The organism is Sanguibacter keddieii DSM 10542 (assembly GCF_000024925.1).
GTDB lineage: Bacteria > Actinomycetota > Actinomycetes > Actinomycetales > Cellulomonadaceae > Sanguibacter > Sanguibacter keddieii.
This window is the reverse complement of sequence record NC_013521.1, coordinates 2,087,022-2,108,049: the sequence shown is the minus strand read 5'-3', so window position 1 is coordinate 2,108,049 and position 21,028 is coordinate 2,087,022. Positions and strand designations below refer to the sequence as shown.

Below are 21,028 nucleotides of genomic sequence, written 5' to 3'. Positions count from 1 at the left end.
GCGCCGAGCGTCAGCCCTCGGCCTCCTCCGCGGTCGTGGAGAGCTCCGGTCCGAGGCCCTCGCCCGAGAGCCGCGGTGCGGGCGCGACCCACGCACGCACGGGCTGGAGCACCGTCGCGTAGAAGGTCTCCGTCGTGCTGATCACCGACGGGATGAAGGCACCCTTGACGCCGGAACGCTTCGTGCCGAGCGGCGCGACCGAGGTGAGCTCGAAGGAGACGACGTCACCGGACCGCTCGGAGACCAGCCCGGCGGCCGACTCACGGACGTCGCCCAGACGCTCGCACGTGTCGGAGGCAGCACCCGAGTAGTGGACGTCGACGAGCGTGTCGTCCGGGGCGTCCTTGAGCTGGCGGAGGATCCATGAGATGCGGCGCTGCGGGCCGCCCTCGCGCGGCGCCGGGACGGACGCGCTGATCCGGACCCGGCTGGTGCGCAGGTCCGCGACGACCAGCAGGGGGCCGGCCGCACCGGGGACGCGCAGGGTGGCTTGGAGCGTGCCGTCGGCGGCGAGCTGCTCGACCGCCGCCTGCGTCCTCGCAGCCGGGTCTGTCGCCAGGCGGCGTGGGAGGACGTGAGTCACGGGCACCCCGAGCTCGGCCGTGAGCCGGAGGCAGAGCTGGCGGACCAGCCGCGTCCACGAGTCGGCGACCGTCGGGACCTTGCGGTCACCGGCGCGCAGCGTCCCCGCGGCGACGGCCTCGCGCACGGTCACCCACCCGGCACCCATGTCGTCGAAGCCGGTGGCCCCCGAGCGCGGGTGCTCGAGGTAGCGGATGAGCTCGTGCAGCACCCAGGCCTGCATCGAGTCGGCGACACCACGGTGGGTCAGCACCATGCGTGCCTCGTGGAGGACCTCCGCCCACGAGAGGTGGAAGAGCGCCACCCCGCGCAGCTTGCGCTGGTCCACCGTGACAGGGTGCTCGCCGGTGCCGGGCGCGATCTCGTTCGAGATGGTCACCACGGCGTCGTAGCCGTTCTCGCGCGCGGCGTCGAGGTAGCTCTCGACCTGCTCCTTGCGCAGCTGCCCCGTGCCGGTCTTGACCTCGACCAGCGCCGTCCAGACCTTCCCGCCGCGGGCGACCCGGATCATCCCGTCGGGGACGACACGTCGCTCGCCGAGCACGAACGGCACCTCGAGGAAGGTCTCGACGGCACCCGCCGGTGCGCCGAGGTGCGCGCTGACCGCGCGGGCGAAGGGCCGGACGCCCATCATCGTGGCGAGCAGTGCCGAGGTGGCCCGCTTCTCCTGCTCCTCGCCTGCGCCCACTCCGTAGATGGAGAAGAGGCGGGCGGGGACCCAGGTGTCTTCGCCCGCGAGTCGGGGGACCGGTGCCGCGACCACGGGCTTCTGCTTCTTGGTGCGCACCCCTGCGGCGCGACGGGGCACGGCACCCGACGAGAGGTCGGCCGTCCGGTCGGGTGCGGGTGCCTGACCCGGGGTGAGCGGGTCGACCGGGGGTTCCGGCACGAGCGTGTCGACCGACTCCGGGACCGGACGCTCGACGACCTCGACGAGGTCCTCCTCTGTCGCCCCGAGGTCCGACTCGACGACCACCGACGAGGTCGGGTCCTGCGCCACGGCACCCGCAGCGTCAGCCGCGTCGGATGCTGGGTCGTCGGCGACGCTCACCCCGAAGTCGGTGGCCAGCCCCGCGAGCCCGTCGTCCCAGCCCTGGCCGACCGCGCGGACCTTCCACCCGCCGTCACGCCGGTAGACCTCACCGAAGACGAAGGCGGTCTCCGACGTGGCCTCGGTGATGTCGAAGCCGACGAGCGGCGTCCCCGCCTCGTCGACGACCGTGAACCTCAGCGCGCCGAGGTCGCCGAAGGTCGCGTCGGAGACGCTCGCGGTGACCGCGACGCAGTGCACCGACGGGTGGATCTCCTCGAGGTCCAGGGAGAGCCGCTCCTCGGCACCCGAGTCACCGGCAGCGCGGCCGAGGTGCTGGACCGAGCCGTCGGCGGCGACCGGCTGGTTGTAGAAGACGAAGTCCTCGTCGCTGCGCACCTTCCCGGCGTCGGAGAGCAGCAGCGCCGAGGCGTCGACGTCGACGCTGTCGTCCGCCCACGCGACCACCACGCGGATCCTGCTCACGGTCGGGCTGAGAGGCGCGTTCGCGCCCCGGGACAGGACCTGAAGTGTCATGGGCCACATCCTGCCCGGGCCCGGTGCCAGCGTCTACGGAGGTCAGCGGTGGAGATCCCGGGGGAGCGGGTGAGAAAGAGCTGCGGCGACGCTGTCGTGGTTCGTCCTCAGCACGTCCCGATCGTGCCGGTCGGCGTCCGTCACCCGCCGAGCTGGCCGAGCCAGAGGCCTGCTCCCGCGGCGGCGACGGTCGCGACGAGCATGCCGAGGCTGGCGACCAGGGACGCGGCGTAGCGGCCGGCCTGGAGCAGGCGGACGGTCTCGACGCTCGCCGTGCTGAACGTCGTGTAGCCGCCCAGCAGGCCCGTGCCGACGACGAGGACCACCTGGTCGGAGGCCAGGTGCCCGAGCCCGAGGCCGGTGAGCACACCGAGGAGCAGCGACCCGGTGACGTTGACGACCATCGTGCCGAGCGGGTAGTCGCCGCGGGTCCGGGCACGGACGATGCCGTCCACCACGAACCGGGCGGCGGCGCCGGCGCCTCCGGCGAGGGCCACGAGGACGAAGAGCAGCGGGGTCACGGAGGTCATGAGTCCGCACCCGGGCCTGCGGCTGCACCCTGACCGCGTCCGCGCCTGCGTCGTCGGGCGGCGAGGGCGATGCCCGTCCAGGTGGCGAGCGCGCCGAGCAGGACCGTGGCGAGGGAGTAGACGGCCGCTCCGCCGTGGTCGCCGTCGGCGAGCAGGCGGGCCGTCTCGACGGCGAGCGTGCTGTACGTGGTGTAGCCGCCCAGCACACCGGTCCCGAGCAGCAGGCGCAGGCGACGACGGCGGTCGTCCTCGGGGCCCTGACGGAGCAGCGCCTCGAGGAGCACACCGAGGGCGAGCGCACCGGACAGGTTGATGCAGAAGATCACGGTGTCGAACCAGCCCGTCGACGGGACGGCGAGCACGAGGGCCTCGCGGGCCGCGGCGCCGACCGTCCCTCCGGCCGCGACCAGGCCGACGCTCGACCAGCGCAGGTGCACCGGACGTGACCCCCGCGCCTGCGGGCCGGCTGCTGGCGTGTCGAGGTCCGGGTCGAGCGGGCGGTCGTCGGTCACGTCGCCCCCCTCTGCTGTCCGGGTCTGGTCGTCCGGGTCTGCCGGCGCGGTGCGCGCGCGGCCGCCCGAGTGTAGCGCCGGGCCCGACGACGTGCCGAGGCGTCCGCACCTCTGGCGGGTCTCCGGGGCGCTCAGGCGCGTCGACCTGCGCTGCCGCGCGCAGATGTCGCGAGTGAGGTGATGCTCACGTCTTCTCCGCATGCCCTCCGGCCCCTGAGCCCCTAGGGTTCACTCCCATGGAAGGTAAGAGCAGCAACGGAATCCACCGGGCGGTGTTCTGGCCGGCGGCCATCATCGTCCTCGTCTTCGCCACCCTGGCCATCGTCGCCCCCGAGGCGTCCGAGCGGGTCTTCGCCTCCGTGCAGAGCACGATCGTCGCGAACTTCAACTGGTACTACGTGCTCCTCGCCGCGGGCTTCGTGGTCTTCTGCCTCTGGATGGGCTTCAGCCGCTTCGGCGACATCAAGCTCGGGCGCGACGACGACGAGCCGGAGTTCTCGCTCCTGTCGTGGTTCTCGCTGCTGTTCGCCGCAGGCATGGGCATCGGCCTCGTGTTCTACGGCGTCAGCGAGCCCCTGAGCCACTTCGTCACCCCGCGCCCCGGCGTCGAGGGGACACCGGCGCAGCTCGCCCAGCAGGCCATGTCGCAGACGTTCCTGCACTGGGGCGTGCACGCCTGGTCCATCTACGTGGTGATCGGCCTGGCTCTCGCCTACGCGATCCACCGCCGCCGTCGCCCCATCTCCATCCGCTGGACCCTCGAGCCGCTGCTCGGCCGCCGCGTGAAGGGCCGCTGGGGCGACGCGATCGACGTCGTCGCCCTCGTCGGGACCCTCTTCGGTGTCGCGACCTCCCTCGGGCTCGGTGTGCTGCAGATCGGTGCCGGCCTCGACAGCGCCGGCATCGTCGAGCCCACCGACACCATCAGCGTCATCCTCATCCTCGTCATCACCTGCTTCGTGCTGTTCTCCGTCCTCTCCGGCGTCGCCAAGGGCATGAAGTGGCTGTCCAACGCCAACCTCATCCTCGCGGCCGTGATCCTCACGATCGTGCTCGCCGTCGGCCCCACGCAGTTCCTGCTGCGCGAGTTCGTCCAGTCCATCGGCAACTACCTCCAGGGCTTCATCGGCGCCGCGCTCAACGTCTCGGCGTTCTCCGGTGCTGAGGGCGAGGCCTGGCAGGCCAGCTGGACCACCTTCTACTGGGGCTGGTGGATCTCGTGGGCGCCGTTCGTCGGCGTGTTCATCGCGCGCATCTCCCGCGGCCGCACGGTCCGCCAGTTCGTCACCGGCGTCATCCTCGTGCCGACCACCATCACGGCGCTCTGGTTCGCCGTGCTCGGCGGGACGGCCCTCAAGATGGAGCTCGACAACCCGGGCACCCTCACCGAGGGCGGCGAGGTCAACATCGAGGGCGCGCTGTTCTCGCTGCTCGACCAGCTGCCCGGCGGCTCCGTCCTGACCATCGGCGCGATCATCCTCATCGCGATCTTCTTCGTCACGTCGGCCGACTCCGGTTCGCTCGTCATGGGCATGCTCGCCTCGGGTGGTGCGACCGAGCCCAAGGCGTGGGTCCGTGTGTTCTTCGCCTGCGCCACCTCGCTGCTCGCCATCGCGCTGCTGCTCTCGGGTGGGCTCGAGGCGCTCAAGACGGCGGCGATCATCATCGCGCTGCCGTTCTCGGTGATCATGATCGGCATCTGCTGGTCGACGTACATCGCGTTCTCCCGCGAGGACCGTGCCTACGCCAAGGCGCGACGGGCGGCGTTCCTCAGCCACATCGGTGACTACTACGGCCTCGAGGTCGACGCACCGCTCGAGCGCCCTGCTGTGTCGCCGTTCGCGAACATCCTCGCGAAGGTCCGCGCCACCACGCACCGCGGGCAGGACGCACAGGCGAAGGCCCGTGCCGCCGGGGCCGCGGTCGACGGTGCCGGCCCGGCCGGTCGCGCCGAGGAGGTCCGCACGACACCGGTGGCGGACATCGCCATCGAGCCCGACCCGGGCGCACCGGCTCCCGAGGACGTCATCGGCAGCGACGAGCGTCGGACCGACTGACACCTGCCCGACACCCGGGAGACCACGACGGTCTCGCCCGGACCGCACCAGACAGCACGCCCTGCGCCCTCCCCGGACGCGGGGCGTGCTGTCGTCTGGGGGCGGACGCTCAGGGCGCCTCGGCAGCCTGCGAGGAGTCGTCTCCCGCAGGCTCGCCGATCACGGAGAGGATGTTGCCGGCCGGGTCGGTGAACCACGCGATGTCCGGGCCCCACCCGCGCATGATGCCGCGGTCGTCGACGCCCTCGTAGCGGACGAACGTCACCCCTCGCCTGACGAGCTCGTCGACCGCGGCCTCGATGTCGTCGACCGGGAAGTTGAGCACCGTGAACGACGCGGGAGTGTGCTCGTCCTTCGGGTAGACCAGGACCGAGGCACCGTCGCCGAGACGCAGGTGCAGCATGCCGTGCTCCTCGTCGACCTGCAGGCCCAGGACGTCGGCGTAGAAGGCGCGGGTGGCGGGGACGTCGTCCGTGGCGAAGCCGCTGAACGCGCGAGCGCTGTCGATCATGAGGTCCTCCGTCGTCGTCGACCGGTCCGTCCCGTCGACACTAGACCCGCGCACCCCGAGGCACCAGAGGTCAGGCACTCAGGACATCCGGGCCGGCAGCCGAGCCGGCAGCCAGGCACGACACCCGACCGGCGACGAGGGCGTACGGACCCTAGGGTGGGCGCATGCTCGCCACGCTCCGCTCGCTCCTGCTGTCCAGCCACCCCGGACCGACCGCCACGGTCACCGTCCTCGCCGTCGTCCTCGGGGCAGGCAGCGGGCTCGGGCCCGGACGCGTCGTGCTGCTCGGCGTGGCCTTCCTCCTCGGGCAGCTCTCGATCGGGTTCTCCAACGACTGGGTCGACGCCGCGCGCGACCGGGCCGTCGAGCGTCGCGACAAGCCGGTCGCCCGTGGTGACGTCTCGGTCACCACGGTCCGCACCGCCGCGTGGGTCACCGCGGCGCTCACGGTCCCGGCGTCCTTCGGGCTGGGCTGGCAGGCCGCGGTCGCGCACCTGGTGCTGGTGGCCTCCGGCTGGGCCTACAACCTCGGGCTCAAGCGCACCGCGTGGTCCGTGGCACCCTTCGTCCTGAGCTTCGGGCTGCTCCCTGCCGTGGTCACCCTCGCCGCCCAGCCCCCGGCCGTCGCCGCACCGTGGGCGCTGGCCGTCGGTGGCGTCTTCGGTGTCGCCATCCACTTCACCAACGTGCTCCCAGACCTCGAGGACGACGCCACGACGGGCGTCGACGGGCTGCCGCACCGGCTGGGGCGTGTGGTCTCCGGCGTGGTGGCCTTCGTCGCGCTGGCCGTCGCCGCGCTGCTCGTGGTCCTCGGACCGGTGCTCGCCGGGACGAGCGACGCCCCCGGGCCGCTGGCCCTCGTCGCGCTCGGCGTCTGCCTGGCCGTCGCGACCGCCGGGGTCGTCCTCGTGGTGACGCGGCCGCCGGGGCGGCTGCTGTTCCAGCTCATCATCGTCGCGTCGCTCGTCGTCGCCGCGCAGCTCGCGCTGTCCGGGACGGTGCTCACGGCGTGATCGCGGTCGCGCTGGCGGTGCGGTGGACCGGGTGACCGGCTGCGGCAGATCCCTCAGCGCAGGTGGCGCATGGCGTAGACCGAGGCGAGTCCGCGTCGGGCGGGTGTCCGCAGCGCGGCCGTGAGCAGGGCGTCGCGCAACGCGGCGGTGGTGCCCTGCACGGGGCGGCCGAGGGCCATGTTGGCCTCGGCCTGGCGTGCGGCCCAGCGCGCCCTGCGGCGGCGTGTCGCGTCGTACCGCTCGAGGGCCTCGGCTGGGAGCGTCCCCGAGCGGGCGCCCTCGACGAGCAGGGGCGCCAGTCGTGCCGCGTCCAGCCAGCCGAGGTTCATGCCCTGCCCGCCGATGGGGCTGATCTCGTGCGCGGCGTCGCCGAGCAGCACCTTGCGCCCGTGCACGGTCTGCGCTGCCAGCCGGCGCCGGACCTCGAAGGAGCTGAGCATCGTGCAGGTGGACGCGTCGAGGCGGACACCGGTGCGGTGCTCGACGACGGCCACGAGCTGGTCGGCCGTCGGGCCCACGACCCGCGCGTCCGTGCGGACCACCCAGCGTCGCGTGCCCTGCGGGAGCGGGAAGGACTCGACGACGCCCTCGCGCTCCAGGTGCACCACGGCGTCGTCGCGCCGGGCTCCGTCGTCGACGAGGGAGCCGGTGCCAGAGCCAGTTCTAGTGCCGGTGGTGTCGGCGAGGTCGCCCATGACGTAGGTGTCGGGGTAGGTGCGGACGGGTGCGCGGACGCCGAGGAGGTCGCGGACGGTGCTGCGTGCGCCGTCGGCCGCCACGACGAAACGTGCGGTCTCGTGCACCGGGGTGGTGAGCGTCAGGGCGCTCGCGAAGGCGTCGTCGGCGGCGGGGGTCTCCTGGTCTGCTGCCCACCCGGTGAGCGGGACCTCGCCCGTCACCTGGACCGCTCCGACCACCTCCTCGAGGCCGGTGAGCGTCGTGCCGCGCTGCACGCACGACGGGTCGAGGGCGTCGACCCGGGCGCGGAGGATCTCCTCGGTCCGGGCCTGCGGGAGCGTCGCGACGAAGGGGAAGCGCGTGGAGACGCGGTCGAAGGGCACCACGCCGAGCACCCGGTCACGGGTGCGGGCGACGCCGCGCCGCACCAGCACCGCCTCGTCGACCACCTGCTGGGCGACCTCGTGGTCGAGGGACTCGAGAGCCGGGGCGTGGATGCCGATCGCCCGGGACAGGCCGGCCGGGGCGGGACGCCGCTCCCACACGACGACGTCGAGCCCTGCCTCGAGGAGCCGCGCCGCAAGGGCGAGACCGGCGGCGCCCCCACCGACGACCAGGACGTCACGCACGAGGACTCTCCGGCACGGGGCTGGAGGAGCTACCGGCGTCGGTGGCATCGCCTCTGGTGCGGTCGAGGACCGCGAGGACGCGGAAGGGCTGGCGCTCGACGGTCCAGCCCTGCGGCAGGACGGCGGCGAGCTCGTCGGGTCGGTAGCTGCGGCGGATCGACAGCAGACCGTCGTCCCGGACGAAGGACGCGTCCGGGCGCCCGCGCCGGTGCAGCGGGAGGGTACCCACCCAGTAGCCGAGGGCGGCCAGCGGGCTGCGGGCGATGTCGTCGTGCACCACGAGGCGCCGGGCGAGGGCCGCGCTGTCGTCGAGGAGCCCGGCCGTCTGGTCCGGGTCGAGGTGGTGCAGCACGTGGTTGGAGGTGACCACGTCGAACCGTGCGCCCTCGCGGACCAGGTCGGAGCTGAAGCACGGACGGAAGGTGACGCCAGGGACGGGTGGGAGCGAGAGCGCGTAGGCCGTCGCGCGGTCGTCTGGGTCGATGGCCGTGATGTCGAGCCGCAGGCCGTCCGTGGCCGCCCAGCGGGCGAGGGCGCGGGGCACGTCGCCACCACCGGACCCGATGTCGAGCAGCGTCGTCGTGCGTCCGGCCGACAGGAGCGGCCGCAGACGACGGACGTACACACCGCGCCACCCCGAGACGAGGCGGTTCACCACCACGAACTGCCGGTAGGTGCGTCGCAGCCCCTCGGCGTCGCAGTCGGGGTCGTCCATGAGCTCGGAGGCCTGGGTCTCGCGGTCGGCGAGCGAGTGACCGACCACGCGTCGGGCGACACGGTCGAGCGGGCGTCCGGCCACACGGTCGACCTGGTCGGCGGCGCGGGTCAGCAGGTCGTGGCGCACCGGGTGCTGCGCACTCACGCAGCAGCCCGGTCGTCGGCCCGGCGCAGCGTCAGCAGCGCCGACTCGACCGTGAGCCCGGGGCCGAAGGCCATGGCGCACACGGTCTCGCGCTCGCCTGGCCCAGGAGCACCCGCGGCCGCGGCGTCGAGGAGCCGGGCGAGGATGAACAGCACGGTCGCGCTCGACATGTTGCCGTGCTCGCGCAGGACGTCTCGGGACGGTGCCATCTGCTCGTCGTCGAGGCCGAGGGCGTCCTGGACCTTGTCGAGGACCGACCGACCACCGGGGTGCACGGCCCACCGGCCGATCTCCCCGGCGGCGCGGTCGCAGTCGCTGCCGACCTCGGCGAGCAGCGGGTCGAGGGCGCCGCGGATGTGCTCGGAGATGATCGAGGGGACGTACCGGGAGAGGACCATCTCGAAGCCGTGGTCGCCGATGGTCCACGCCATGTCCTGCTCGCCGACGGGCGTCAGCGCGGTGCGCAGGGTGTCCAGGTCGAGGACCAGGTGCCCGGCCGGCGCGGGCCGGGCGGTGACCACGGCGGCCGCCGCGCCGTCGGCGAAGACCGACGACGCCACGATGGTGTCGGGGTCGTCCGAGGCCTCGAGGTGCAGGGAGCACAGCTCGACGCAGACCACGAGCACGACCGCGCCCGGGTCCTCGGCGCAGATCGACCGGGCTGCTGACAGCGCCGGGAACGCCGCGTAGCAGCCCATGAACCCCACGTGCAGCCGCCGGGTCGTCGCGGGGAGCCCCAGGTCGCGAACCAGGACGTAGTCGGGACCGGGAGCGAAGAACCCCGTGCACGACGCGGTGACCACGTGCGTCACGTCCCCGGTCCCGAGCCCTCCCGACGCCGCCAGGGCGCCGCGCGCCGCCTCGAGGATCAGGCCGGGCACCTCGGCGACGTAGCGGTCGTTGCGCGGGCGGGTGGTCGGCGAGAGCACCGTGCCGTCGGCGGGGTCGACGAAGAACGGCTCGGGGGCGTCGTCCGGGCGCGGTGTCCGCCGTGACGGGCTCGTCGGCGAGAGGTCGGTGACGACGGTGTGGCGGGTGTCGATCGCGGAGGCGTCGAAGGCCGCAGACACCAGGCGCCGCGCGAGCCGGCTGCGGCCGGGCTGCGCGAGGAGCAGGTCACGCATGTCGGGCTGCTGGATGACCGTGGGAGGGACGGCGGTGGAGACGGACCGGACGCTGATGGTCATGACGCGACTGTAGCTCTCGCCCCAGGTCAGCGCAGGGGAGAGCCTGTGGGTACCGCCGCACGGCAGACCGCCAGGAGCCACGGACGCCGCCAGGATCCGGTCGACGACCAGCCCGGCAGCACGCGGACGGCCCCGCACCCCCCGAGGGGGTGCGGGGCCGCCGCTGCCGTGCGCGGGTCGTCAGCCTCGCGGTGACGGCGCCGCGCCGGTGGCCGAGAGCCAGCCGACGAGGGCGTCCGGGCGGTCGGTGATGATCGCGTCGACGCGGGCCTCGACGAGGAGCGCCCAGTGCTCGGGCTCGTTGGCCGTCCACACCATGACCTGGACGCCGGCCGCCTGCAGGCGCGGGAGCAGCGTCTGGTCGTCGAGGAGCAGGCCGCCGTGCGGGTTGCACGCGACGACCCCGAGCTCGGCGCACACGTCGAGCAGCGTGTGGTCGACCTCGAAGACGAGCAGCCCACGACGCATCTCGGGTGCCACGTCGCGCAGCGCGGCGACGGTCTCCCGCGAGAAGCTCTGCGCCAGGACGCGGCCGGTCAGACCGGCCGCGCGGATCGCGTCGACCGCGACCTGCACCCCGGCAGCGTCCCAGTCGCCCTTGAGCTCGAGCAGCAGCTCGATGCCCTCGCGGGCGACGAGCAGCTCGAGCACCTCGTCGAAGGTCGGGATCCGCTGACCCGCGTAGGCGGGGGAGAACCACGACCCGGCGTCGAGGCGACGCAGCTCGTCCGAGTGCATCTCGGCCACGGCACCCGACCCGTTGGTCGTCGCGTCGACGGTGTCGTCGTGGATGACCACGGGAGCGCCGTCGGCGTCGAGCTGGATGTCGATCTCGATGCTGTCCGCCCCGCTGCGCCATGCCGACTCGAAGGCGGCGAGCGTGTTCTGCGGGGCGAGGGACGAGCTGCCGCGGTGCGCGATCACCATGGGTCTGGTGCTGCGCTGCGCCTCGAGCGGTGCGGCGAGGGGTGCGGTGGTCACAGGTAGGGCTCCACGTTCTCGGAGAACGCCTTCTCCAGTCGGGGTGTGATCGCAGCCCACGCCTCGGCGGCCGGGGTGTTCTTGAGCACCATCTGCTCGATGCCGTCGGTGAGGATCTGGTCACCGCCGGGCACGAACACGCGGACCCAGTCCTGGGTGCGCGTCTTCTGCTCGAGCTGGTCGATCGCCGTGCGGAACTGCGGGGTGTTCGCGTAGATCTCCGTCATCGTCTCACCCTCCTGCGCGGAGGTACGAACGGGCATGTAGCCGGTGTTCGCCGAGAAGTACGCCGTATTGTCGGGGTCCGTGATGAAAGCGAGGAAGATCGCCGCGGCGAGCTGCTGCTCGGGGGAGCGCGACGCGGGGATCGCGAGGCCGGTGCCACCGGTCGGGACGCCCGAGCCGTTCGGGCCGTCGGGCAGGAACGAGGTGCCGAGCTCGAAGTCGGCAGCGTCGAGCAGGCCCTTGAGCGACCCGGTCGAGCCGACGAAGGAGCCGAAGATGCCCGCGGCGAAGTTCGCCTGGGTGTCGGTGCCGACGCCCGCGACCTTCGAGTCGTTGAACAGGCCGCGGACGAACTCGCCGGCCGCCTCGGCCTGCGGGGTGTCGAGGGTGACCTTCCACTCGTCCGAGTAGGCGCCGCCCTGGCCCCAGATGATGTTCTCCATCCACCAGCCGGCCCACGAGGTCCCGGTGCCCAGGCCCAGCGGCGCGCCGTCGGCGGGCAGCTGCTCGCGGATGGCCGGAGCCCACTCCTCGAGCTCGGCCCACGTCTTCGGTCCGCGGTCGGGCAGGCCGGCAGCAGCCCACACCGTCTTGTTGTAGTAGAAGAGCGGCGTGGAGCGGGCGTAGGGCGCGGCCCAGTGCTTGGAGTCGAACTCGTAGTCCGAGTACAGCGTCGCGTTGAAGTCTGCGGTTTCGACCTCGAGGTGCGAGAAGATCTCGTCGAGCGGCATGATCTGGCCGTTGAGGAAGTAGCGGAACCACCAGACGTCCGACGAGATGACCAGGTCGGGGAGGTTCGACGTCGAGGACGCCGCCTGGAAGCGCTGGGCGACCTCGTCGTAGTTGGCGCCCGCGGTGACGAGCTTGACGGCGATCTCGGGGTGCACGGCGTTGAAGCGCTTGATGAGCTCTTCCTCGATGGGCTTCGAGGCGCCCGGGTGGTTGGACCACCAGGTGATCTCCGTGGCCGGGGTGACCGAGGACCAGTCGGTCGCGGGCTCGGCGTCGGCGCGGGCGCTGCCCTCGCTGACGGAGGGGCCGCTGCAGGCAGCCAGGGCCAGGCCGAGGGCGCCGAGGCCACCGAGCTGCAGGACGCTGCGGCGGCTGGGGGTCCAGCCGTTCGCGGCGGAGAAGACGTTGGTCGAGTTCGACACGAGAGGTGCTCCTTGAGTGTGGTGCTACGAGGACGTGAAGAAGATCAAGGCAGGTAGGTCTGGTGGGACGAGGTGCGTCAGGTGGTACGAGACGGGCCGGTCAGGTTCGTCCGGCCCGTGGATCAGGGGTGCGGGCTGGTCAGCCCGTCACGGCGCCGGCGGTCAGGCCCGCCACGAGGCGGCGCTGCAGGACGAGGAACACCGCGAGGATCGGCGCGGTCACCAGCACCGTGGCGGCCATGAGCACGCCCCAGTTGTTGAGACCGTCGACGTTCTGCAGCAGCGTCAGCCCGACCGGGAGCGTCATCATCTCGGCGTTGTCGACCACGAGGAACGGCCACAGGTACTCGTTCCACTCGGCGACCATCGACACGAGGCCGACCGCCGCGATCGTGGGGAGCGACATCGGGAGCACGAAGCCCCAGAGCCGCCGCCAGTGACCGGCGCCGTCGAGCGCGGCCGCCTCGAGGATCGAGACGGGGAGCGTGAGGAAGTGCTGGCGGAACAGGAAGGTCCCGAAGGCGCTCGCCAGGCCCGGCACCAGGATCCCCTGGTACGTGTTGAGCCACCCGAGCGAGGCCACGAGCGTGTAGTTCGGGATGATCGTGATCTGCTGCGGGATGAGCAGCGCGAAGATCACGACGGCGAACACGACCTTCTTGGCCGGGAACTCCAGGAACACCAGCGCGTAGGCGCAGCACAGGCCGAGCAGCATCTTCAGGCCGGAGCCGACGATCGTCAGCCCCAGGCTGTTGAGGAACAGCCGGCCGATGGGCAGCGTGTCCGCGACCTGCGCGTAGTTGTCCGGCTCGAAGCTGGCCGGCAGCCACTGCAGCGGGATGGAGTAGATCTCGTCCGGCTGCTTGAAGCTCGCGAACAGCATCCACAGCAGCGGGACCGACATGACGCCGACCGCTACGACCATGGTCACGTACGAGGCGACCGTGCCCGGCAGGGTCCCGGTGCGGGCCTGCGGGGCACCGCGGTCCTTGGCAGGCTTCCGGGAGCCGCGGGTCGCCGGCGGGGTGGTCGACCCGGAGCCGGTGGGCGTGGGGCCGGGGGGCGTGGACGCCGAGCGGGTGGGGAGGTCGAGGCTCATCAGTAGTGCACCTTCCGCTCGACGAACTTCAGCTGGACGAGGGTGACGACCAGCAGGATGCCGAAGAGGATCGTCGCGACGGCGGAGGCGTACCCGGCACGGCCGGACACGAAGCTCTCCTGGTAGATCTGGTACATGAGGGTCGTGGTGCTGCCGAGCGGGCCGCCCTTGGTCATCGCGTGGATGATGTCGAAGGACTGCAGCGAGCTGAGCAGCGTGGTGACCGACAGGAAGAACGTGGTCGGTCCGAGCAGCGGCAGCACGATCGAGACGAGCGTGCGTCGCGAGGACGCCCCGTCGAGGGCGGCGGCGTCGCGCAGGTCCTGCGGGACGGCCTGCAGGCCGGCCAGGTAGATGAGGGCGACGTAGCCGATGTTCTTCCACAGGTAGACGATGATCACCATCGCGAGGGCCCAGGGGCCGTCGTTGTACCAGTCGGGCGAGTTGAGCCCGATCCAGGCGAGGACCGTGGACATCAGCCCGTAGCGCGGGTCGAAGATGAACAGCCACAGCATGCCGACCGCGATGCCCGAGAGCACGTAGGGCGCGAAGGCGACCGTGCGGGCGATGCCGCGCCCGGCGAGGCGCTGGTTGAGCAGCAGGGCGAGCAGGAGGCCGAGGACCAGCGAGCCGCCGACGGTCGCGACCGTGAAGATCGCGGTGGTGGTGAGGATCTCCGGCGTCCGCGGGTCCTGGAACCAGTCGACGTAGTTGCCGAGGCCGACGTTGCGTGCGGTCGGGGAGCCGATGTTCCACTGGAGCGTCGAGTACTGGAAGCTCTGCAGCAGCGGCTTGTAGACGAAGATCACGAGCAGTGCGACGTTCGGCCCGGCGAGGGCGACGAACGTGAGGTACGACATCCACCGGCGGGCGCGAGGGCGCCGGCGCACGGGTGGAGGAACAGGGGGAGCGGACAGCGCGGGGGGCGCGTCCAGTGCCGCGGAGGTCATCGCGTGACTCCAGTCAGATCGGGGTGAACGCGCCAAGACTATGGAGCGAGAACACCGCTGATCTGCAGTAACGCTGGATTTTGGGGACTGTTCTCCGACCGTTCACCAGGGTGGGGCCTGGTGCTCACCTGGCGCCGCCGGACGACACCTGAGGGTCGTCCGTCGGCCACCGGGAGGTCACCGAGAGGTCGCCTGGTGAACGTGGAGGACGGACGTCGAGGGCCCGGCGGACGTCCCCGACGGGTCCGCTCAGGCCACGACGGCCCAGGGGTGCTCGAGCAGGCGCACGAGCGTCTGGAGGAACCGCGCTGCCCCGGCGCCGTCGACAGCCCGGTGGTCCACGGACACCGTCAGCGTCATGGCGTCGCGCACCGTGACCTCGCCGTCGAGGACGGCGGCCTCTCGGCGCACCGCGCCGACCGCGAGGATCGCCGCCTCGGGCGGGTTGACGATCGCCCGGAAGTGCTCGACCCCGAGCATCCCGAGGTTGGACACCGTGAAGGTGCCGCCCTGCATCTGCTCGACGCTGAGCCGGCGCTCGTGCGCGGCCGCGGCGAGCGACGCCACGGTCTCGTGCACGCCGGAGACGGCGAGCCGGTCGGCGTCGTGGACGACGGGGACCACCAGCCCGTGCTCGGTGGCGACGGCGACCCCGACGTTCACCCGTGCGTGGAGCTGCAGCACCGGACCCCCGGGACGGTCGACGTACGAGGCGTTCACCTCGGGGTGCGCGCGGAGCGCGAGGGCGCTCGCCCGCACGACGAGGTCGTTGAGGCTCACCGTCGCCCGGTCGCCGTCCCGCAGGCCGTCGCAGAGACGCGTGCGGAGCCGGACGAGCTCGGTGACGTCGGCCGTGGCGGTCACGGAGAACTGGGGGACGGTGGAGGTGCTCGCCGTGAGGCGCTCCGCGGTGACGCGTCGCGCGGGGGCTACAGGGTGCTCGACGGGCCCGCGGAGGTCTGTGGTGCCTGAGCCGGCTGTGCCCAGGTGCCCGGCGCCCTGGTCGGCCGTGTGACGGTCTGCTGGTGCGGGGTGCGTCGCAGGGCCGGTCCGGTCGGGGTGCGTCTGCGCTCCTGCCTCTGCCGCCCTGCTGAGGTGGGACTCGAGGTCCCGTCGGACGACGCGACCACCGGGCCCGGTCCCGGTGACGTGGGTGAGGTCGACGCCGTGCTCCCGGGCCAGGCGCCGGACGAGAGGCGAGGCAGGTGTGGCGGTCGTGCTCGACGACGTGCGTGGCTCGGTGGGTGCTGGGCCGGGGCCCGGTGCCGGTGCCGGTGCGAGGTGGGTCGCGGCGGTCGTCGGTCCGGTGGCGCCTGCAGGCTGCTCCTGGCGGTCGAGCACCTCCGGTCCGTCGAGGACGGCGATCACCTCCCCGATCCTCGCGGTGCCCCCGGCGGGGACGAGCACGTGCGTGAGGGTGCCGGACTCGAAGGCCTCCTGCTCCATGACGGCCTTGTCCGTCTCGACCTCGAGGAGCACCTGCCCTGCGGTGACCTGGCTGCCGACCTCGGCGGCCCAGGAGGTGATGGTGCCCTCCTCCATGGTGTCGGAGAGGCGGGGCATGCGGATCTCGATCACGGGCGGACCTCCTGGGCATCGAGCGAGACGGCGTCGTCGGAGACGGGGTGGTGGGGGACGGTGCTGTGGGGGACTGCGCGGTGCGCGACGGCGTCGAGCGTCTCTCGGACGGCGCGGGCGACGTCGTCGGCCGACGGCAGGGCCGCTGCCTCGAGGGACGCTGCGTAGGGCAGGGGGACCTCGGCCATCGCGACCCGGCGGACCGGGGCGTCGAGGTGGTCGAAGGCGCCGTCCGAGATGCTGGCCGCGACCTCGGCGCCGATCCCGTAGGTGAGCCAGTCGTCCTCGACGATCACGGCGCTGCCCGTCTTGCGCACGGAGGCGACGACGGTCTCGCGGTCGAGCGGTCGCAGGCTGCGCAGGTCGACCACCTCGACGTCGATGCCGTCGGTGCGGGCGAGCTCCTCGGCCACGGCGAGGGCGACCGTGGCCATGCGCGAGTAGCCGACGAGGGTGAGGTCGGTGCCCTGACGGGTGACCGCCGCCCGTCCGATCTCGGCGGGGGTGTCGTCGTCGGGGACCTCGCCGCGGGTGTTGTAGAGCGCGAGGTTCTCCAGGAACAGGACGGGGTCGTCGTCGCGGATCGCGGCGAGGAGCAACGCCTTGGCGTCGGCAGGTGTGCTCGGGGCGACGACCTTCATGCCGGGCACGAAGGCGTAGAACAGCTCGATGTTCTGCGAGTGCGTCGCGCCGAGCTGCTGTCCGCCGCCGCCCGGGGTGCGGATCACCATCGGGACGGAGGTCTGGCCGCCGAACATGCCGTAGATCTTCGCGGCGTGGTTGACGATCTGGTCGAGGGCCAGCAGGGAGAAGTTGATGGTCATGATCTCGACGACCGGGCGCAGCCCGAGCATCGCGGCGCCTACGGCGGCACCGGTGAAGCCCTCCTCGGCGATCGGGGTGTCCCTCACCCGCTTCTCGCCGAACTCCGCGAGCAGGCCGGCGGTGATCTTGTACGACCCCTCGAAGACCCCGATCTCCTCGCCGAGCAGCAGGACGTCGGGGTCGCGGTGCATCTCGGCGCGCAGGGTGTCGTGGACGGCCTGCCGGTAGGTCATGACGCTCATGAGGTGGCTCCTGGCTGAGGGGTCGAGGGCTGGGTGGTGGAGGGCTGCGAGGGTGCGGTCTGCGCCGACGGGCGCGGAGCGGCGGGGTAGAGCGCGTCGCCCGGCAGGCGTCGGGAGTCGTGGGGGACCGGGGTCGCGTACGTGTGGTCGAACAGCGTGGACGGGTCGGGGTGCGGGCTGGCCTCGGCGAAGGCGACGGCCTCGGCGACGACCCCCAGCACCTCGCGGTCGATCTCTGCGAGGCTCTCCTCGGTCACGCCGTGCTCGACCAGAGAGGCGGCCAGGAGGCTCACCGGGTCGGCCGCCCGGACGGCCGCGACCGTCTCGGGGGACCGGTACGCGGCGGGGTCCACGACCGAGTGCCCGCGGAGCCTGCTGCTCGTGGCCTCGAGCAGGTAGGGGCGCCCAGAGCGGGCGACCCGCACCGCCTCGGCCGCCGCGTGCTGGACCGCCACGGGGTCGGTGCCGTCGACACGTGCCGACGCCATCCGGTAGGACGCGGCTCGTCGGAAGATCTCCGGCTCCGCGCTGGACTGCTCGACGGTGGTGCCCATCCCGGTGCCGTTGTTGACGACCACGTAGACGACGGGCAGGCCCCAGAGGGCGGCGATGTTGAGCGACTCGTGGAAGGCGCCGATGTTCGTGGTGCCCTCGCCCATGAGGCACATGACGACCTCGGTGCCGGACCTGTAGTCGACCGCGAGGGCGGCGCCGGTGGCGAGCGGGAGCTGTCCTCCGACGATGCCGTAACCGCCGAGGAGCCGGGACTGCGCGTCGAAGAGGTGCATGGACCCGCCCCACCCGCCGGAGACGCCGTCCCTGCGGCCGTAGAGCTCGGCCATGATCCGACCGGGGGAGATCCCCCGGCACAGGGCGTAGCCGTGCTCGCGGTAGTTGGTGAAGAGGTAGTCGGTCGGCTCGAGCGCCGCCATGAGTCCGACGACGGTGGCCTCCTCACCGAGGTTGAGGTGGCAGTAGCCGCCGATCTCCGCCTCGGTGTAGGCGCGTGCGGCGCGCTCCTCGAAGCGGCGGACGAGGAGCATCTGCCGGTAGCGGTCGAGCTGGTCGTCCACGGGTGGGGGTGCCGGCTCGGCGGCGCTGGGCTGGGGTGGTGCGGCCCGGGTCATGGGGCTCCTTCGGTCGGACCTGCTGCGGGGTGACGGACCGGCAGGGGACCGGGCCTCCCGTTAATGAAACGATGCCGTGTCATTATGTGTCGGCGGTGCGTCGCGACACAAATGACACGCCCCCGTGTCATGGTGATGCCAGACACCGCCCGCCCACCAGGAGCCCACCCATGACCGACACCCCGGCCACCGCCCGCAAGCGCGGACGGCCCGCCGCCCACGAGCGCGACGCCCGCCGCGACGAGATCCTGCGCGCCGCCACCACGACCTTCCTCGCGCACGGGTACTCCGCCACCACGCTCGACCAGATCGCCACCGCCGCACAGGTCACCAAGCGCACCGTCTACACCTACGTCGGCGACAAGGCAGCCGTCTTCACCGCCGTCGTCGACCAGCTCCACCGCGACGTCATCGCCCAGGGCGCACCGGTGAACCAGACAGGGCACGACGCAGATCAGACCCCCAGCACCACGCTCCTCGACCTCTGCACCCGCATCGTCGACACCCTGCACTCCGACCACGGCACCGGCCTGCACCGCCTGGTGATCGCCGAGGCCCCAGGCTTCCCCGACCTCGCCGCCACCTTCTACGCGACGGGACCGGAACGGTACGTCGCCGCGCTCGCGGACGCGCTCCGGGCGCGCGGCACGTCGACGGACGGGGCTCTGTCGCCGGGCGGGGCCCCGGTCGGTACCGCGACGGCCGAGAGCCTCTTCGGGCTGCTGCTCGGCGAGGCGCACCGGCGCAGGCTGCTCGGCCTGACCCCGGCACCCTCCGCGGAGCAGGCGCGTGCCCACGCGCAGGGAGCCCTGGACGTGCTGGGTCTCGGGGAGGTCGCCTCCACGTAGGCGGCCGTCTCAGGGCACGAGGTGCGGAGAGCCGACGCTCGTGCGCCACGCAGTCCACAACCTCCCGAGGAACTCCCGCTAGGCCTTGCGGCTCATCCGGTCGAGCCGGTACTCCTCGACGTCGAACACGCTCTGCGCCTTCTGGATCGCCTTGGAGCTGTGGGCGCCGATCGCGCGGGCGTCGAGGAGCTCGTTGCGCGCCGCCTCGAGCATGCGGCGCTCGAGGACGATCTGCTGCGTCCGGGCGTTGGCTCGGCGGGGGTCGGGCTTCTTGCTGGCCACCTCACCCACCCTCGAGTGGTTCTTCCGGACGTGCTCGACCACTTCGGGGGAGATCTCGACGCCGTCGATGGAGATGCCCTCGGGGTCGTCGAGCACGGCCAGCGCCGCGTCGTTGGCCTGCTGCAGCAGGGACCGCACCTCGGTGCGGTGCACGTCGCGGTCGTCGCCCTGGATCTTGCTGAGCCGGATGACCAGCGGCAGCGACCCGCCGAGCCCGAGGAGCGTGACCACCGCGACCGTGAACGCCACGAGGATGAGCAGCGCACGGTTCGGGATGTCGGAGGGGAGCGACTGCGCCGCGGCCAGCGTGACCACGCCGCGCATCCCGGCCCAGCCGATGATCACGCTGCCCTTGAGGGACAGGCCCTGCTTCTCGACGAAGGCGAGGTCCGCCGACCGCTGGGCGATGCCCCGCTGCGCCCGTGTCTTGCGGCGCGCCATCCGGTCGTCCTGCGGCGCGTAGGCCTCGATCTTGGCACGTGCCTGGTCGAGGAACTCCTGCCGCCCGAGCTGGCGGCGCTCGTCCCGGCGGATGAGCGCCATCTGCGGGATGACGAAAGCGAAGCGCAGCACCACCACCATGACGGTGAGCAGCAGCCCGATGAGGACGGCCTGGTCGAGCCCGCCGCCCTCGTTGGACGCCTCCTGCACCAGGCCGCGGATCTCGAGGCCCATGAGCAGGAACACCCCGTGCTCCAGGACGAACTGCACCGTCATCCAGTTGGTGTGCTCGCTGATGCGCTCGGTCGCGGCGAGCTGGCGGGCGCCGCGGTGCCCGGTGACGAGCCCGGCGACGACGACCGCGAGGACGCCCGAGGCACCGATCTCCTCGGCCGGGATGAAGGCGAGGAACGGCACGATGAACGAGACGGTCGTGGTGAGGACCGGGTCGTTGAGGCGCGCGCGGACCGTGACCGACACCCAGCCGATGACCAGCCCGACTGCGACGGCTGCAGCGACCGCGTAGAGGAAGTCGCCGGCGACGGCCAGCAGGCTGACCGAGCCGGCGGTCGCGGCCACGGCCGAGCGCAGGAGCACGAGGGCCGACGCGTCGTTGACGAGGCTCTCGCCCTCGAGGACGGTGACCAGCCGGGAGGGCAGGCCCAGGCGCTTGCCGATCGACGTCGCCGCGACGGCGTCGGTCGGGCTGATGACCGCGCCGAGCGCGATCGACGCCGCGAGGTTGAGGTCGGGGATGAGCCAGTAGATGACGTACCCGGTCGCGACCGACGTGATGAGCACCAGGGTGACCGACAGGCCGGCGATGGGCTTGAGGTTGCGCCGCAGATCCATGACCGGGACGTTGACCGCCGCCGAGTAGAGCAGCGGCGGCAGGACCCCGGCGAGGATCCACTCCGGGTCGACCTCGAAGTCCGGGACGATCGGCGTGTAGCTGATCGCGATACCCACGAGCAGCAGGATCAGCGGCGACGCGATCCCGGTCCGTCGCGAGAACACCGCGCACGCCACGATGAGCGCCACCGCGCCCAGGACCAGCACCATCGGTTCCATCAGGTCCTACCTCCGCGTCCCGCGAGCAGCCCGCGGGCAGTCCCACGAGCACGAGGGCGTCGCGCCCCTGGGTCACC

General features: G+C 72.3%; 18 protein-coding genes. 3 read left to right on the top strand and 15 right to left on the bottom strand.

What is annotated here, in order from left to right; all coding sequences use genetic code 11:
* Positions 1–10 precede the first annotated feature (10 nt).
* The 3 genes from SKED_RS09315 to SKED_RS20430 form a co-directional block, all read right to left on the bottom strand.
* Positions 11–2,149: a TerD family protein gene (locus tag SKED_RS09315; RefSeq protein WP_042437929.1), complete on the bottom strand. Its 2,139-nt coding sequence runs from the start codon at positions 2,147–2,149 to the stop codon at positions 11–13.
* A 140-nt stretch (positions 2,150–2,289) separates the two neighbouring features.
* Positions 2,290–2,679 carry a fluoride efflux transporter CrcB gene (gene crcB, locus SKED_RS09310; protein ID WP_012866891.1) on the bottom strand — a complete coding sequence of 130 codons (390 nt, stop codon included), beginning with the start codon at positions 2,677–2,679 and terminating at the stop codon, positions 2,290–2,292.
* Positions 2,676–3,191: a fluoride efflux transporter FluC gene (locus tag SKED_RS20430; protein ID WP_012866890.1), complete on the bottom strand. Its 516-nt coding sequence runs from the start codon at positions 3,189–3,191 to the stop codon at positions 2,676–2,678. Before SKED_RS20430 ends, crcB begins: the two co-directional genes overlap by 4 nt.
* Before the next feature lie 236 nt (positions 3,192–3,427).
* Between SKED_RS20430 and SKED_RS09300 the strand changes: the two genes are divergently transcribed.
* On the top strand, positions 3,428–5,248 hold the full coding sequence (locus tag SKED_RS09300) for a BCCT family transporter (RefSeq protein WP_012866889.1): 1,821 nt from the start codon (positions 3,428–3,430) through the stop codon (positions 5,246–5,248).
* 109 nt (positions 5,249–5,357) lie between these two features.
* On the opposite strand, the gene SKED_RS09295 is transcribed toward SKED_RS09300, so the two are convergent.
* Positions 5,358–5,759 carry a VOC family protein gene (locus SKED_RS09295; protein ID WP_012866888.1) on the bottom strand — a complete coding sequence of 134 codons (402 nt, stop codon included), beginning with the start codon at positions 5,757–5,759 and terminating at the stop codon, positions 5,358–5,360.
* Positions 5,760–5,923: 164 nt separating this feature from the next.
* Here SKED_RS09295 and SKED_RS09290 point away from each other — a divergent pair, with 164 nt between their 5' ends.
* Positions 5,924–6,772 carry a UbiA family prenyltransferase gene (locus tag SKED_RS09290; RefSeq protein WP_012866887.1) on the top strand — a complete coding sequence of 283 codons (849 nt, stop codon included), beginning with the start codon at positions 5,924–5,926 and terminating at the stop codon, positions 6,770–6,772.
* Positions 6,773–6,825: 53 nt separating this feature from the next.
* Here SKED_RS09290 and SKED_RS09285 read toward each other — a convergent pair whose 3' ends face one another.
* The 10 genes from SKED_RS09285 to pdhA form a co-directional block, all read right to left on the bottom strand.
* Positions 6,826–8,079, bottom strand: coding sequence for an FAD-dependent oxidoreductase (locus SKED_RS09285; protein ID WP_012866886.1), 1,254 nt, complete (start codon positions 8,077–8,079; stop codon positions 6,826–6,828).
* Positions 8,072–8,878 (bottom strand): class I SAM-dependent methyltransferase, encoded by an 807-nt coding sequence (locus tag SKED_RS09280; RefSeq protein ID WP_012866885.1) that lies wholly within the window; start codon positions 8,876–8,878, stop codon positions 8,072–8,074. Before SKED_RS09280 ends, SKED_RS09285 begins: the two co-directional genes overlap by 8 nt.
* A 59-nt stretch (positions 8,879–8,937) precedes the next feature.
* The gene (locus SKED_RS09275) at positions 8,938–10,128 is read right to left on the bottom strand and encodes a type III polyketide synthase (protein ID WP_012866884.1); all 1,191 of its coding nucleotides are present in this window, start codon (positions 10,126–10,128) and stop codon (positions 8,938–8,940) included.
* Between the two features lie 180 nt (positions 10,129–10,308).
* Complete coding sequence (locus SKED_RS09270) at positions 10,309–11,109, bottom strand: glycerophosphodiester phosphodiesterase (RefSeq protein WP_012866883.1); 801 nt, start codon at positions 11,107–11,109, stop codon at positions 10,309–10,311.
* Entirely contained in the window at positions 11,106–12,488 is a 1,383-nt protein-coding gene (locus SKED_RS09265) for an ABC transporter substrate-binding protein (protein WP_012866882.1), read from the bottom strand. The genes SKED_RS09270 and SKED_RS09265 overlap by 4 nt, the downstream gene beginning before the upstream one ends.
* 139 nt (positions 12,489–12,627) lie before the next feature.
* A complete protein-coding gene (locus SKED_RS09260; protein WP_012866881.1) occupies positions 12,628–13,587 on the bottom strand; it encodes a carbohydrate ABC transporter permease in 960 nt (319 codons plus the stop codon).
* Positions 13,587–14,537: a carbohydrate ABC transporter permease gene (locus SKED_RS09255; RefSeq protein WP_012866880.1), complete on the bottom strand. Its 951-nt coding sequence runs from the start codon at positions 14,535–14,537 to the stop codon at positions 13,587–13,589. Before SKED_RS09255 ends, SKED_RS09260 begins: the two co-directional genes overlap by 1 nt.
* Before the next feature lie 249 nt (positions 14,538–14,786).
* A complete protein-coding gene (locus SKED_RS09250) occupies positions 14,787–16,115 on the bottom strand; it encodes a dihydrolipoamide acetyltransferase family protein (protein ID WP_012866879.1) in 1,329 nt (442 codons plus the stop codon).
* On the bottom strand, positions 16,112–17,182 hold the full coding sequence (locus SKED_RS09245; protein ID WP_012866878.1) for an alpha-ketoacid dehydrogenase subunit beta: 1,071 nt from the start codon (positions 17,180–17,182) through the stop codon (positions 16,112–16,114). Before SKED_RS09245 ends, SKED_RS09250 begins: the two co-directional genes overlap by 4 nt.
* Positions 17,179–18,309, bottom strand: a complete 1,131-nt coding sequence (gene pdhA / locus SKED_RS09240) for a pyruvate dehydrogenase (acetyl-transferring) E1 component subunit alpha (RefSeq protein ID WP_012866877.1) — start codon at positions 18,307–18,309, stop codon at positions 17,179–17,181. The genes SKED_RS09245 and pdhA overlap by 4 nt, the downstream gene beginning before the upstream one ends.
* A 170-nt stretch (positions 18,310–18,479) precedes the next feature.
* Here pdhA and SKED_RS09235 point away from each other — a divergent pair, with 170 nt between their 5' ends.
* Positions 18,480–19,157 carry a TetR/AcrR family transcriptional regulator gene (locus tag SKED_RS09235; RefSeq protein WP_012866876.1) on the top strand — a complete coding sequence of 226 codons (678 nt, stop codon included), beginning with the start codon at positions 18,480–18,482 and terminating at the stop codon, positions 19,155–19,157.
* Between the two features lie 78 nt (positions 19,158–19,235).
* Here the strand turns inward: SKED_RS09235 and SKED_RS09230 are convergent, their stop codons facing one another.
* Positions 19,236–20,951 (bottom strand): cation:proton antiporter, encoded by a 1,716-nt coding sequence (locus SKED_RS09230; protein ID WP_012866875.1) that lies wholly within the window; start codon positions 20,949–20,951, stop codon positions 19,236–19,238.
* Positions 20,952–21,028: the final 77 nt, after the last annotated feature.

Coding starts and splice junctions, on each gene's coding strand:
- SKED_RS09315 (WP_042437929.1), bottom strand. CDS start 2,149: ATGACACTTCAGGTCCTGTCCCGGGGCGCGAACGCGCCTCTCAGCCCG.
- crcB (WP_012866891.1), bottom strand. CDS start 2,679: ATGACCTCCGTGACCCCGCTGCTCTTCGTCCTCGTGGCCCTCGCCGGA.
- SKED_RS09300 (WP_012866889.1), top strand. CDS start 3,428: ATGGAAGGTAAGAGCAGCAACGGAATCCACCGGGCGGTGTTCTGGCCG.
- SKED_RS09295 (WP_012866888.1), bottom strand. CDS start 5,759: ATGATCGACAGCGCTCGCGCGTTCAGCGGCTTCGCCACGGACGACGTC.
- SKED_RS09290 (WP_012866887.1), top strand. CDS start 5,924: ATGCTCGCCACGCTCCGCTCGCTCCTGCTGTCCAGCCACCCCGGACCG.
- SKED_RS09275 (WP_012866884.1), bottom strand. CDS start 10,128: ATGACCATCAGCGTCCGGTCCGTCTCCACCGCCGTCCCTCCCACGGTC.
- SKED_RS09260 (WP_012866881.1), bottom strand. CDS start 13,587: ATGAGCCTCGACCTCCCCACCCGCTCGGCGTCCACGCCCCCCGGCCCC.
- SKED_RS09255 (WP_012866880.1), bottom strand. CDS start 14,537: ATGACCTCCGCGGCACTGGACGCGCCCCCCGCGCTGTCCGCTCCCCCT.
- SKED_RS09245 (WP_012866878.1), bottom strand. CDS start 17,182: ATGAGCGTCATGACCTACCGGCAGGCCGTCCACGACACCCTGCGCGCC.
- pdhA (WP_012866877.1), bottom strand. CDS start 18,309: ATGACCCGGGCCGCACCACCCCAGCCCAGCGCCGCCGAGCCGGCACCC.
- SKED_RS09235 (WP_012866876.1), top strand. CDS start 18,480: ATGACCGACACCCCGGCCACCGCCCGCAAGCGCGGACGGCCCGCCGCC.
- SKED_RS09230 (WP_012866875.1), bottom strand. CDS start 20,951: ATGGAACCGATGGTGCTGGTCCTGGGCGCGGTGGCGCTCATCGTGGCG.